14 protein-coding genes are annotated in these 13,289 nt (G+C 58.3%); all 14 read left to right on the forward strand.

Translation table 11 applies throughout. The annotated features are described in order from the left end of the window. The first annotated feature begins 17 nt into the window (after nt 1–17). Nucleotides 18–815, forward strand: coding sequence for a ParA family protein (locus EJ576_RS00635; RefSeq protein ID WP_016978715.1), 798 nt, complete (start codon nt 18–20; stop codon nt 813–815). A gap of 9 nt (nt 816–824) precedes the next feature. After that, nucleotides 825–1,697, forward strand: coding sequence for a ParB/RepB/Spo0J family partition protein (locus EJ576_RS00640; RefSeq protein ID WP_016970690.1), 873 nt, complete (start codon nt 825–827; stop codon nt 1,695–1,697). A 148-nt stretch (nt 1,698–1,845) separates the two neighbouring features. After that, the gene (locus EJ576_RS00645) at nt 1,846–2,253 is read left to right on the forward strand and encodes a F0F1 ATP synthase subunit I (RefSeq protein ID WP_010565865.1); all 408 of its coding nucleotides are present in this window, start codon (nt 1,846–1,848) and stop codon (nt 2,251–2,253) included. 16 nt (nt 2,254–2,269) lie between these two features. After that, nucleotides 2,270–3,139 carry a F0F1 ATP synthase subunit A gene (gene atpB / locus EJ576_RS00650; protein ID WP_016978714.1) on the forward strand — a complete coding sequence of 290 codons (870 nt, stop codon included), beginning with the start codon at nt 2,270–2,272 and terminating at the stop codon, nt 3,137–3,139. Between the two features lie 134 nt (nt 3,140–3,273). Then, the gene (atpE, locus tag EJ576_RS00655; RefSeq protein ID WP_002555987.1) at nt 3,274–3,531 is read left to right on the forward strand and encodes a F0F1 ATP synthase subunit C; all 258 of its coding nucleotides are present in this window, start codon (nt 3,274–3,276) and stop codon (nt 3,529–3,531) included. Between the two features lie 56 nt (nt 3,532–3,587). Further along, nucleotides 3,588–4,058: a F0F1 ATP synthase subunit B gene (locus EJ576_RS00660; protein ID WP_008439543.1), complete on the forward strand. Its 471-nt coding sequence runs from the start codon at nt 3,588–3,590 to the stop codon at nt 4,056–4,058. A gap of 12 nt (nt 4,059–4,070) precedes the next feature. After that, complete coding sequence (locus EJ576_RS00665; protein ID WP_010207689.1) at nt 4,071–4,607, forward strand: F0F1 ATP synthase subunit delta; 537 nt, start codon at nt 4,071–4,073, stop codon at nt 4,605–4,607. A 21-nt stretch (nt 4,608–4,628) separates the two neighbouring features. Further along, nucleotides 4,629–6,173: a F0F1 ATP synthase subunit alpha gene (gene atpA, locus EJ576_RS00670; protein WP_010207686.1), complete on the forward strand. Its 1,545-nt coding sequence runs from the start codon at nt 4,629–4,631 to the stop codon at nt 6,171–6,173. Between the two features lie 50 nt (nt 6,174–6,223). Beyond that, a complete protein-coding gene (gene atpG / locus EJ576_RS00675; RefSeq protein ID WP_028618578.1) occupies nt 6,224–7,084 on the forward strand; it encodes a F0F1 ATP synthase subunit gamma in 861 nt (286 codons plus the stop codon). A 27-nt stretch (nt 7,085–7,111) separates the two neighbouring features. Continuing rightward, complete coding sequence (gene atpD / locus EJ576_RS00680) at nt 7,112–8,488, forward strand: F0F1 ATP synthase subunit beta (RefSeq protein WP_010207684.1); 1,377 nt, start codon at nt 7,112–7,114, stop codon at nt 8,486–8,488. Between the two features lie 44 nt (nt 8,489–8,532). Next, nucleotides 8,533–8,949 carry a F0F1 ATP synthase subunit epsilon gene (locus EJ576_RS00685; RefSeq protein WP_003177061.1) on the forward strand — a complete coding sequence of 139 codons (417 nt, stop codon included), beginning with the start codon at nt 8,533–8,535 and terminating at the stop codon, nt 8,947–8,949. A gap of 123 nt (nt 8,950–9,072) precedes the next feature. Next, a complete protein-coding gene (gene glmU, locus EJ576_RS00690) occupies nt 9,073–10,440 on the forward strand; it encodes a bifunctional UDP-N-acetylglucosamine diphosphorylase/glucosamine-1-phosphate N-acetyltransferase GlmU (protein ID WP_122730020.1) in 1,368 nt (455 codons plus the stop codon). A 229-nt stretch (nt 10,441–10,669) separates the two neighbouring features. Next, complete coding sequence (locus EJ576_RS00695; protein WP_017135115.1) at nt 10,670–11,437, forward strand: DeoR/GlpR family DNA-binding transcription regulator; 768 nt, start codon at nt 10,670–10,672, stop codon at nt 11,435–11,437. Between the two features lie 10 nt (nt 11,438–11,447). After that, nucleotides 11,448–13,280, forward strand: coding sequence for a glutamine--fructose-6-phosphate transaminase (isomerizing) (gene glmS / locus EJ576_RS00700; protein ID WP_033900499.1), 1,833 nt, complete (start codon nt 11,448–11,450; stop codon nt 13,278–13,280). Nucleotides 13,281–13,289 lie beyond the last annotated feature (9 nt).

A 13,289-nucleotide genomic window follows, 5' to 3' on the forward strand; every position in this document is an offset into this window, starting at 1 on the left:
TGGGAACACAAGCAAGAATGGCTAAGGTATTCGCGATAGCGAACCAGAAAGGTGGCGTGGGCAAAACCACCACCTGCATCAACCTCGCAGCATCCCTGGTCGCCACCAAGCGCCGGGTGCTGTTGATCGATCTCGATCCACAGGGCAACGCCACCATGGGTAGCGGTGTGGATAAACACGGCCTGGAAAACTCGGTCTACGACTTGCTGATTGGCGAGTGCGACCTGGCCCAGGCCATGCACTACTCCGAACACGGCGGTTATCAACTGCTGCCGGCCAACCGCGATTTGACCGCGGCGGAAGTGGTGCTGCTGGAAATGCAGATGAAGGAAAGCCGTCTGCGTAGCGCCTTGGCGCCGATCCGCGAGAATTACGACTACATTTTGATCGACTGCCCGCCGTCACTGTCGATGCTCACGCTGAACGCGTTGGTGGCAGCTGATGGGGTGATTATCCCCATGCAGTGCGAGTACTACGCACTGGAAGGCTTGAGCGACCTTGTGGATAACATCAAGCGTATCGCTGAGTTGCTCAACCCGAACCTGCAGATCGAAGGCTTGCTGCGGACCATGTTCGATCCGCGCCTGAGCCTGATGAACGATGTGTCGGCGCAGCTCAAGGAACATTTCGGTGATCAGCTGTACGACACGGTGATCCCGCGCAACATTCGTCTGGCCGAAGCGCCAAGCTACGGCATGCCCGCGCTGGCGTACGACAAGTCATCCCGTGGTGCCATTGCCTACCTGGCCCTAGCCGGCGAGATGGTTCGTCGCCAACGCCGCAACTCACGCACCGCTGCAGCCCAGCCAACTTAAGGAATCCCCATGGCCGTCAAGAAACGAGGTCTCGGACGTGGACTGGATGCACTGTTGAGTGGTCCGACCGTCACATCGCTTGAAGAACAAGCGGTGCAGGCCGACGAGCGCGAGTTGCAGCACCTGCCGCTGGACCTGATCCAGCGCGGCAAATACCAGCCACGCCGGGACATGGACCCCCAGGCACTGGAAGAGCTGGCCAATTCGATCAAGGCCCAAGGCGTGATGCAGCCAATCGTGGTACGCCCGATTGGCGGCGGCCGCTTTGAGATCATCGCCGGTGAGCGCCGCTGGCGCGCCAGCCAGCAGGCCGGCAAGGAAACCATCCCGGCGATGGTGCGCGATGTACCGGATGAAACCGCCATCGCCATGGCGTTGATCGAGAACATCCAGCGCGAAGACCTCAACCCGATCGAAGAAGCGATCGCGTTGCAGCGTTTGCAACAGGAATTCCAGCTGACCCAGCAACAGGTGGCCGAGGCGGTGGGTAAATCCCGCGTAACCGTGTCCAACTTGCTGCGTTTGATTGCGCTGCCGGAAGTCATCAAGACCATGTTGTCCCACGGCGACCTGGAAATGGGCCACGCCCGTGCTTTGCTCGGTTTGCCGGAAAATCAACAGGTTGAAGGGGCGCGACACGTTGTCGCACGGGGGCTCACCGTTCGCCAGACCGAGGCGTTGGTTCGCCAGTGGCTCAGCGGCAAACCTGCACCGGTCGAAACGGCTAAACCTGATCCGGATATCGCCCGTCTCGAGCAGCGCCTGGCCGAGCGCCTGGGCTCTGCGGTGCAAATTCGCCACGGCAAGAAAGGCAAAGGGCAATTGGTCATCGGTTATAACTCGCTTGATGAGCTCCAGGGCGTCCTTGCCCACATCCGCTGAAACATTTGCTTATGTAGCGTGTGATCGGAAATCACTACCCGACAGTTGAATAGGGGCAGAACCGCCCCTATACTCTGCGCGCATTTTGTCGGCACAAATTATGCCAAGTTATTGATTTCCGGCAGCCGACCATTGAGGAGCAAGAGTGATGGAAACCCGCACGCCAAACACGTTGCCGTTCCATCGCTTGGCCGTTTTTCCGGTTTTATTGGCTCAATTTGTCATTTTGCTGATCGCCGCATTGGCGCTTTGGTATTGGCATGGAGTCGTTGCCGGATATTCAGGACTCTGCGGAGGCCTGATAGCCTTGCTGCCCAATATGTATTTTGCTCACAGGGCCTTTCGGTTTTCCGGCGCCCGAGCAGCCCAGGCTATCGTCCGGTCATTTTATGCCGGCGAGGCAGGGAAACTGATTTTGACGGCAGTGCTGTTTGCACTGACCTTTGCAGGTGTGAAGCCATTGGCGCCGCTGGCTGTATTCGGCGTCTTCGTGTTGACCCAACTGGTCAGCTGGTTCGCTCCCCTGCTAATGAAAACAAGACTTTCGAAACCTTAGGGCGTTTGAGGCAACCATGGCAGAAACAACCGCTTCGGGCTATATCCAGCACCACTTGCAGAACCTGACCTTCGGTCAGCTTCCTAATGGCGGCTGGGGCTTTGCCCACTCCGCAGCAGAGGCCAAAGAAATGGGCTTCTGGGCTTTCCACCTGGATACTCTGGGCTGGTCGGTCGCATTGGGTCTGATCTTCGTCTTCATTTTCCGCATGGCGGCAAAGAAGGCGACTTCCGGTCAGCCAGGTGCTTTGCAGAACTTCGTTGAAGTACTGGTCGAATTCGTCGATGGCAGCGTGAAAGATAGCTTCCATGGCCGTAGCCCGGTGATCGCACCGCTGGCACTGACCATCTTCGTCTGGGTGTTCCTGATGAACGCCGTCGACCTGATCCCGGTTGACTGGATTCCTCAGCTGGCCATGGCGATCAGCGGCGACCCGCACATTCCATTCCGTGCCGTATCGACCACTGACCCGAACGCTACCCTGGGCATGGCCCTGTCGGTCTTCGCGTTGATCATTTTCTACAGCATCAAGATCAAGGGCATCGGCGGCTTCATCGGCGAACTGACCCTGCACCCGTTCGGCAGCAAGAACATCTTCGTTCAAGCCCTGCTGATCCCGGTGAACTTCCTGCTGGAATTCGTGACCCTGATCGCCAAGCCGATTTCCCTGGCTCTGCGACTGTTCGGCAACATGTATGCCGGCGAGCTGGTATTCATTCTGATCGCTGTGATGTTCGGCAGCGGCCTGCTCTGGCTTAGCGGCCTGGGCATTGTTCTGCAGTGGGCGTGGGCTGTGTTCCACATCCTGATCATCACCCTGCAGGCCTTCATCTTCATGATGCTGACCATCGTCTACCTGTCGATGGCGCACGAAGAGAACCATTAAGACCAGTCTCGACTAGTCTGATGTCCTTCCCGGTCAAACGGGAAGGTAGGCCCTACCGGGCTATGAAACGATTTGTTTTACCGCTTTAAAATCTAAAAAACCTAAACCATACGACGTAAAAGTCGGGAGGAAAGATGGAAACTGTAGTTGGTCTAACCGCTATCGCTGTTGCACTGTTGATCGGCCTGGGCGCCCTGGGTACTGCCATTGGTTTCGGCCTGCTGGGCGGCAAGTTCCTGGAAGGCGCAGCGCGTCAGCCAGAAATGGTTCCAATGCTGCAAGTTAAAATGTTCATCGTCGCCGGCCTGCTCGACGCCGTGACCATGATCGGTGTTGGTATCGCTCTGTTCTTCACCTTCGCGAACCCTTTCGTTGGTCAACTCGCCGGTTAATCACTCGTCTTTTCGAGTGATTGGTGTGTTGTGCAACGAATGAGCGAGGTATTGGCGTGAACATTAATGCAACCATTATTGGTCAGTCCTTAGCGTTCTTGATTTTTGTCGTTTTCTGCATGAAGTTCGTATGGCCTCCGGTCATCGCAGCTCTGCACGAACGTCAGAAGAAGATCGCGGATGGGCTGGACGCTGCAGCACGAGCAGCTCGCGACCTGGAGTTGGCCCAAGATAAAGCGGGTCAACAACTGCGCGAAGCGAAAGCTCAAGCAGCCGAAATCATTGAGCAAGCCAAGAAACGCGGTAACCAGATCGTTGAAGAGGCTGTTGAAAAAGCCCGTATCGACGCTGACCGTGTGAAGGTTCAGGCTCAGGCCGAGATCGAGCAGGAACTGAACGGTGTCAAAGATGCGCTGCGTGCCCAACTGGGTGCTCTGGCCGTCGGCGGTGCTGAGAAGATCCTGGGTGCCACAATCGATCAAAACGCGCACGCGGAGCTGGTAAACAAACTGGCTGCTGAAATTTAAGCGAGGGCGATCATGGCAGAATTGACCACGTTGGCCCGACCTTACGCTAAGGCAGCCTTCGAGCACGCCCAGGCCCACCAGCAGCTGGCCTCTTGGTCAGCCATGCTCGGCCTGGCTGCAGCAGTGTCGCAAGACGACACAATGCAGCGCGTGCTCAAGGCCCCGCGACTGACGAGCGCAGACAAGGCCGCCACTTTTATTGAAGTGTGCGGCGACAAGTTTGATGTGAAAGTGCAGAACTTCATCCACGTCGTTGCCGAAAACGACCGTCTCCTGCTTCTGCCGGAGATTGCCGCTCTGTTCGACCTGTACAAGGCCGAGCAAGAGAAGTCGGTAGACGTTGAAGTGACCAGTGCTTTTGCATTGAACCAAGAACAGCAAGACAAACTCGCCAAGGTTCTCAGTGCACGACTCGACCGGGAAGTGCGCCTGCAAGTTGCGGAAGACAAGTCCCTCATTGGGGGCATTGTCATTCGCGCCGGCGACCTGGTTATCGATGGCTCGATTCGCGGCAAACTCGCGAATCTTGCCGAAGCATTGAAATCTTGAGTTTGAAGGGGCAGCAGAGCAATGCAGCAACTCAATCCTTCCGAAATAAGTGAAATTATCAAGGGCCGCATCGACAAGCTCGATGTGACCTCCCAAGCCCGTAACGAAGGCACTGTCGTCAGCGTATCTGACGGTATCGTGCGGATTCACGGTCTGGCCGACGTAATGTCCGGCGAGATGATCGAGTTTCCGGGCGGCGTCTTCGGTATGGCCCTCAACCTGGAGCAGGACTCCGTAGGTGCCGTTATCCTGGGCGCTTACCAGTCTCTGGCTGAAGGCATGAGCGCCAAGTGCACCGGCCGCATCCTGGAGGTTCCGGTTGGTAAGGAACTGCTGGGTCGCGTAGTCGACGCACTGGGTAACCCTGTTGACGGCAAAGGTCCACTGGGCAACACCGAGACCGACGCGGTCGAGAAAGTTGCTCCAGGCGTGATCTGGCGTAAGTCGGTAGACCAGCCTGTACAGACTGGCTACAAGGCTGTCGATGCCATGATCCCTGTCGGCCGTGGCCAGCGTGAGCTGATCATCGGTGACCGTCAGATCGGTAAAACCGCTCTGGCGATCGACGCGATCATCAACCAGAAAGACAGCGGCATTTTCTGCGTCTACGTAGCCATCGGTCAGAAGCAATCGACCATCGCCAACGTGGTTCGCAAGCTGGAAGAGAACGGCGCACTGAAAAACACGATCATCGTGGCTGCCAGTGCTTCGGAATCGCCTGCACTGCAATACCTGGCACCGTATGCCGGTTGCACCATGGGTGAATTCTTCCGCGACCGCGGTGAAGACGCGCTGATCGTTTATGACGATCTGTCCAAGCAAGCAGTGGCTTACCGCCAGATTTCCCTGCTGCTGCGCCGTCCACCAGGCCGTGAAGCTTACCCAGGCGACGTGTTCTATCTCCACTCCCGTCTGCTGGAGCGCGCATCCCGCGTTTCGGAAGAGTACGTAGAGAAGTTCACCAACGGCGCAGTGACGGGCAAAACCGGTTCCCTGACCGCACTGCCGATCATCGAAACCCAGGCTGGCGACGTTTCCGCGTTCGTTCCGACCAACGTGATTTCCATCACCGACGGTCAGATCTTCCTGGAATCGGCCATGTTCAACTCGGGCATCCGCCCTGCAGTGAACGCCGGTGTTTCGGTATCCCGTGTGGGTGGTGCCGCTCAGACCAAGATCATCAAGAAGCTCTCCGGTGGTATCCGTACCGCTCTGGCTCAGTACCGTGAACTGGCGGCATTCGCCCAGTTCGCTTCTGACCTGGACGAAGCGACCCGTAAGCAACTTGAGCATGGTCAGCGCGTTACCGAGCTGATGAAGCAGAAGCAATACGCCCCAATGTCGATCGCTGACATGGCGTTGTCGCTGTATGCCGCTGAGCGTGGGTTCCTGACTGACGTCGAAATCGCCAAGGTCGGCAGCTTTGAACAAGCGCTGATTGCTTACTTCAACCGCGATCACGCCGACTTGTTGGCCAAGATCAACGTGAAGGGTGACTTCAATGACGAAATCGACGCTGGCCTCAAAGCCGGTATCGAGAAGTTCAAGGCCACCCAAACCTGGTAAGCCGCAGCGGGAGCCGCAAGGCTCCCGCTTGCTAACCTGATAGGTGTTACATGGCAGGCGCAAAAGAGATTCGCAGTAAGATTGCGAGCATCAAAAGCACGCAAAAGATTACCAGCGCCATGGAAAAAGTGGCGGTCAGCAAAATGCGCAAGGCACAAATGCGCATGGCTGCTAGCCGTCCTTATGCGGAGCGTATCCGCCAGGTAATTGGGCATCTGGCCAACGCCAACCCGGAATACCGCCACCCATTCATGATCGAGCGCGAAGTTAAGCGTGTGGGTTATGTGGTTGTGAGCAGTGACCGTGGTTTGTGCGGTGGTTTGAATACCAACCTGTTCAAGGCCCTGGTCAAGGACATGGCGGTAAACCGCGAAAACGGCGTCGAGATTGATCTGTGTGTAGTTGGTAGCAAGGGTGCGGCCTTTTTCCGCAACTTCGGCGGCAACGTCGTAGCAGCTATCAGCCACCTGGGTGAAGAGCCGTCGATCAACGATTTGATCGGCAGTGTGAAGGTGATGCTGGATGCATACCTGGAAGGCCGGATTGACCGCCTCTCCGTGGTATCCAACAAGTTCATCAACACCATGACCCAGCAGCCAACCGTGGAGCAATTGATTCCACTGGTGGCGACTCCGGATCAGGAACTCAAGCACCACTGGGACTACCTCTACGAACCAGACGCCAAAGAGCTGCTTGACGGCTTGATGGTGCGCTACGTGGAGTCGCAGGTGTACCAGGCGGTGGTCGAGAACAACGCAGCTGAACAAGCGGCGCGGATGATCGCGATGAAAAACGCTACCGATAACGCCGGTGATCTGATCAGCGATTTGCAGCTGATCTACAACAAGGCGCGTCAGGCTGCGATCACCCAAGAGATCTCGGAAATCGTCGGCGGCGCTGCCGCGGTTTAACGGTTCAAATATTCAGAGGATCCAGCTATGAGTAGCGGACGTATCGTTCAAATCATCGGCGCCGTTATCGACGTGGAATTTCCACGCGACAGCGTACCGAGCATCTACAACGCGCTGAAAGTACAAGGCGCGGACACTACTCTGGAAGTTCAGCAGCAGCTGGGCGACGGCGTAGTTCGTACCATTGCGATGGGTTCCACCGAAGGCTTGAAGCGCGGTCTGGACGTTGTCGACTCTGGCGCAGCCATCTCCGTACCGGTCGGTAAAGCGACCCTGGGCCGGATCATGGACGTACTGGGCAACCCGATTGACGAAGCTGGTCCGATCGACACCGAAGAGCGTTGGGGCATTCACCGTCCAGCACCTTCGTTCGCGGAACAAGCTGGCGGCAACGACCTGCTGGAAACCGGCATCAAGGTTATCGACCTGGTTTGCCCGTTCGCCAAAGGCGGTAAAGTCGGTCTGTTCGGTGGTGCCGGTGTAGGCAAGACCGTAAACATGATGGAACTGATCCGTAACATCGCCATCGAGCACAGCGGTTATTCCGTGTTCGCCGGTGTGGGTGAGCGTACCCGTGAGGGTAACGACTTCTACCACGAGATGAAGGACTCCAACGTTCTGGACAAAGTGGCACTGGTTTACGGTCAGATGAACGAGCCGCCGGGTAACCGTCTGCGCGTAGCACTGACCGGCCTGACCATGGCCGAGAAGTTCCGTGACGAAGGTAACGACGTTCTGCTGTTCGTCGACAACATCTACCGTTACACCCTGGCCGGTACTGAAGTATCCGCACTGCTGGGCCGTATGCCTTCCGCAGTAGGTTACCAGCCGACCCTGGCTGAAGAGATGGGCGTTCTGCAAGAACGTATCACTTCGACCAAGGAAGGTTCGATCACTTCGATCCAAGCGGTATACGTACCTGCGGATGACTTGACCGACCCGTCGCCTGCGACCACTTTCGCCCACTTGGACGCCACCGTCGTTCTGTCCCGTGACATCGCTTCCCTGGGTATCTACCCAGCGGTCGATCCACTCGACTCGACTTCGCGCCAGCTGGACCCGAACGTGATCGGCCAGGAGCACTACGACACCGCTCGCGGCGTTCAGTACGTACTGCAGCGTTACAAAGAACTGAAGGACATCATTGCGATCCTGGGTATGGACGAGCTGTCGGAAGCCGACAAGCAGTTGGTAAACCGTGCTCGTAAGATCCAGCGTTTCTTGTCGCAGCCGTTCTTCGTGGCTGAAGTCTTCACCGGTGCATCGGGTAAATACGTTTCCCTGAAAGACACCATTGCTGGCTTCAAAGGCATCCTCAACGGTGACTACGACCACCTGCCAGAACAAGCGTTCTACATGGTCGGCGGCATCGAAGAAGCGATCGAGAAAGCCAAGAAACTGTAATCCAGGCGCCCGGAAACGGGCGCTAATCAGGTTGAGGCAATCAGATGGCTATGACAGTCCATTGCGATATCGTCAGCGCGGAAGGGGAAATCTTCTCCGGTCTGGTAGAGATGGTGATTGCACACGGCGAACTCGGTGACCTTGGTATTGCCATGGGTCACGCGCCGTTGATCACCAGCTTGAAGCCAGGTCCGATCACTCTGACCAAGCAAGGCGGGGAAAAAGAGGTGTTTTACATCTCTGGTGGTTTCCTCGAGGTTCAGCCGAACATGGTCAAGGTTCTTGCCGACACCGTGCAACGTGCTGGCGACCTGGATGAAGCCTCCGCTCAGGAAGCCGTCAAGGCTGCTGAGAAGGCCCTGAACGAAAAGGGTGCGGACTTCGACTACAGCGCTGCTGCTGTACGTCTGGCCGAGGCTGCAGCTCAGCTGCGCACGCTCCAGCAGATCCGCAAGAAGTAACCGGCCACGCCGTCATGCTTCATGCGCGATTGATTAAAAAGGGTAGCCTCGGCTACCCTTTTTCTTTTTCAGCAAAACACTTCTTTGGTCTGAAGCCGGACCGCCCAGGATTGGTAGCCACTCATGTCTCTTGAAATCGTCATTCTCGCCGCAGGCCAGGGCACCCGCATGCGTTCGGCCCTGCCCAAGGTGCTGCACCCGGTTGCCGGCAATTCCATGCTGGGCCATGTTATCCACAGCGCCCGGCAACTCGATCCGCAACGCATTCATGTAGTGATCGGCCATGGTGCCGATGTGGTACGTGAGCGCCTCGCCGCGGACGATCTGAATTTCGTATTGCAAGACAAACAACTGGGCACCGGCCATGCCACTGCCCAAGCCGTGCCGTTCATCACCGCCGACACTGTGCTGATCCTCTACGGCGACGTACCGCTGATCGAAGTCGAAACCCTGCAACGCCTGCTCAAGCACGTCGTGCCTGGCCAGATGGGCCTGCTGACGGTTGAACTGGATGATCCCACCGGTTACGGGCGCATCGTGCGTAACGCCGATGGCAAGGTTGCCGCTATTGTTGAGCACAAAGATGCCAGCGAAGCCCAGCGCGCCATTACCGAGGGCAACACCGGGATCCTGGCGGTCCCCGCCGATAAGCTCGGCGACTGGATGAGCCGCCTGTCCAATAACAACGCCCAGGGCGAGTACTACCTCACCGACGTCATCGAGATGGCGGTAAGCGATGGCCTGCTGGTCGCCACCGAGCAGCCCCACGACCCGATGGAAGTGCAGGGCGCCAACGACCGCAAGCAACTCGCCGAACTGGAACGTCACTACCAATTGCGCGAAGGCCGTCGCCTGATGGCCCAAGGCGTGACCTTGCGTGACCCGGCACGCTTCGATGTACGTGGTGAAGTGACCGTCGGCCGCGATGTGCTGATCGACATTAACGTGATCCTCGAAGGTCGCGTGATCATCGAGGACGACGTGGTGATTGGCCCGAACTGTGTGATCAAGGACAGCACCCTGCGCAAAGGCGTGGTGGTCAAGGCCAACAGTCACTTGGACGGTGCGGTGATGGGCGAGGGCAGCGATGCGGGTCCGTTTGCGCGACTGCGCCCCGGAACCGTCATGGGCGCCAGGGCGCACGTGGGCAATTTCGTCGAGCTGAAAAACGCCAAAATGGGTGACGATGCGAAGGCCGGCCACTTGGCCTACCTCGGTGATGCGGTGATTGGGGCTCGCAGCAACATTGGCGCTGGTGCCATTACCTGTAATTACGACGGCGCGAACAAGTACCAGACTACCATTGGTGAAGACGTATTTATCGGCTCCAACAACTCGCTGATCGCCCCCGTTTCTATCGGAGATGGCTCGAACACCGCAGCGGGCTCAACCATCAACCAGGATGTGGATAAGTCTCAACTGGCGGTAGCCCGGGCCCGCCAACGCAACATCGACGGTTGGAAACGCCCGGTCAAAATCAAAAAGACCTGAGTTATCCACAGTCTCCTCAGCAACAGGCATTCAATGTGGGAGGGGGCTTGCCCCCGATAGCGGTAGTTCAGCCAATGTAGTCAGTGGCTGACACACTGCTATCGGGGGCAAGCCCCCTCCCACATTTGCGCTGCGTCATATCAAAAATTTGCTGTGTCCCGCTTGACGATCTTTCGGCAATAGGTTTTGATTGCCTTCGTTATCTTTCGAAACGAAACTTATCATCACCATGTCGAAACGAAATACACCCCAACGACGCCACAACATCCTGACCTTGCTCAATGAACAGGGCGAAGTCAGCGTGGACGAATTGGCCAAGCGTTTCGAAACGTCGGAAGTTACGATCCGTAAGGACCTGGCCGCACTCGAAAGCAACGGCCTGCTGCTGCGTCGCTACGGGGGCGCGATCACCATGCCCCAGGAGTTGGTGGGCGACGCTGCCCAGCCCATCTCGGCGTACAAGCGCGCCATCGCCCGTGCCGCCGTGATGCGCCTGCGTGAACACGCCCGCATCATCATCGACAGCGGCAGCACCACCGCCGCCATGATCCCCGAACTGGGCCACCAGCCAGGCCTGGTGGTGATGACCAATTCCCTCCACGTGGCCCGCGCCTTGAGCGAACTGGAACACGAGCCGGTGCTGTTGATGACCGGCGGCACCTGGGATCCGCATTCGGACTCGTTCCAGGGCCAGGTTGCCGAGCAGGTGCTGCGTTCTTACGACTTCGATCAACTGTTCATCGGTGCCGACGGCATCGACTTGGAACGCGGCACCACCACCTTCAACGAATTGCTGGGCCTGAGCCGCGTCATGGCTGAGGTCGCCCGTGAAGTGGTGGTGATGGTCGAATCCGACAAGATCGGCCGCAAGATTCCCAACCTGGAACTGCCCTGGAGCAGCGTCCATACCCTTATCACCGATGATCGCCTGCCGCTTGAGGCCCGCGACCAGATCCAAGCCCGCGGCATTACGCTGATATGCGCGGCAATCATCTAGGAGAAACACCATGTGTGGCATCGTAGGCGCAGTCGCTGAACGCAACATCACCCCGATCCTGCTCGAAGGCCTCAAGCGCCTGGAATACCGCGGCTATGACAGCGCTGGTGTGGCGGTCTTCACCAACGCCGGCAAGCTGGAGCGCATGCGCCGTCCGGGCAAGGTCAGCGAGTTGGAGCAGGCCCTGGCCGGCGAGCCGCTGGTTGGCCGCCTGGGTATTGCCCACACCCGTTGGGCGACTCACGGTGCGCCCTGCGAACGCAACGCCCACCCGCACTTTTCGGGCGACCTGGCCGTGGTGCACAACGGCATTATCGAAAACCACGAAGTGCTGCGTGAACAACTCAAGGGCCTGGGCTACGTGTTCACTTCGGACACCGACACTGAAGTCATCGCCCACCTGCTCAACCATAAACTCAAGGACCTGGGCGACCTGACCGTTGCCCTCAAGGCCACCGTCAAAGAGCTTCACGGCGCCTACGGCCTAGCCGTGGTCAGTGCCAGCCAACCGGACCGCGTAGTCGCTGCTCGCAGTGGTAGCCCGCTGGTGATCGGCCTGGGCCTGGGCGAAAACTTCCTCGCCTCCGACCAACTGGCCCTGCGCCAGGTCACCGACCGCTTCATGTATCTGGAAGAAGGCGATATTGCTGACATCCGTCGTGAAAGCGTGGCGATCTGGGACGTTAACGGTCAATCCGTCGAGCGCGAAGCCGTGCAATACCGCGACGGCGCCGAAGCGGCCGACAAAGGTGAATACCGCCACTTCATGCTCAAGGAAATCCACGAGCAGCCAGCCGTGGTGCAACGCACCCTGGAAGGTCGCCTGAGCCAGAACCAAGTGCTGGTCAACGCCTTCGGCCCACAGGCCGCCGAGCTGTTCGCTAAAGTGCGGAACGTGCAGATCGTTGCCTGTGGCACCAGCTACCACGCCGGCATGGTTGCGCGTTACTGGCTGGAAGAACTGGCCGGCATCCCGTGCCAGGTCGAAGTCGCCAGCGAATTCCGCTACCGCAAGGTGGTGGTGCAGCCCGACACCCTGTTCGTGACCATCTCCCAGTCCGGCGAAACCGCCGACACCCTGGCCGCCCTGCGCAATGCCAAGGAGCTGGGCTTCCTGGCCAGCCTGGCGATCTGCAACGTCAGCATCAGCTCCCTGGTGCGTGAGTCCGACCTGACCCTGCTGACCCAGGCCGGTCGCGAAATCGGTGTGGCGTCCACCAAAGCCTTCACCACCCAGTTGGTGGGTCTGTTGCTGCTGACCCTGTCCCTGGGCCAAGTGCGCGGCACCCTGGCCGAAGGCGTCGAAGCCACGCTGGTCGAAGAACTGCGCCGCCTGCCAACCCGCCTGGGCGAAGCCCTGGCCATGGACAGTACCGTGGAAAAAGTCGCCGAACTGTTCGCCGACAAGAACCACACCCTGTTCCTCGGCCGTGGCGCGCAATACCCGGTGGCGATGGAGGGTTCGCTCAAGCTCAAGGAAATCTCGTACATCCACGCCGAAGCCTACCCGGCCGGTGAACTCAAGCATGGCCCATTGGCCCTGGTGGATGACGACATGCCGGTGGTCACCGTGGCGCCGAACAACGAACTGCTGGAGAAACTCAAGTCCAACCTGCAGGAAGTCCGCGCCCGTGGCGGTCAACTGGTGGTGTTTGCTGACGAAAAGGCCGGCATGACCAACGGTGAAGGCACCCATGTCATCAACATGCCGCACATCAACGACACCCTGTCGCCGATCCTCTACACCATCCCGCTGCAGTTGCTCTCGTACTACGTCGCCGTGCTCAAGGGCACTGACGTCGACCAGCCGCGCAACCTGGCGAAGTCGGTGACCGTGGAGTAATCCGCCACA

The sequence above is a fragment of the Pseudomonas sp. C 49-2 genome (genome assembly GCF_003970195.1).
GTDB classification, from domain to species: Bacteria; Pseudomonadota; Gammaproteobacteria; order Pseudomonadales; family Pseudomonadaceae; genus Aquipseudomonas; species Aquipseudomonas canadensis.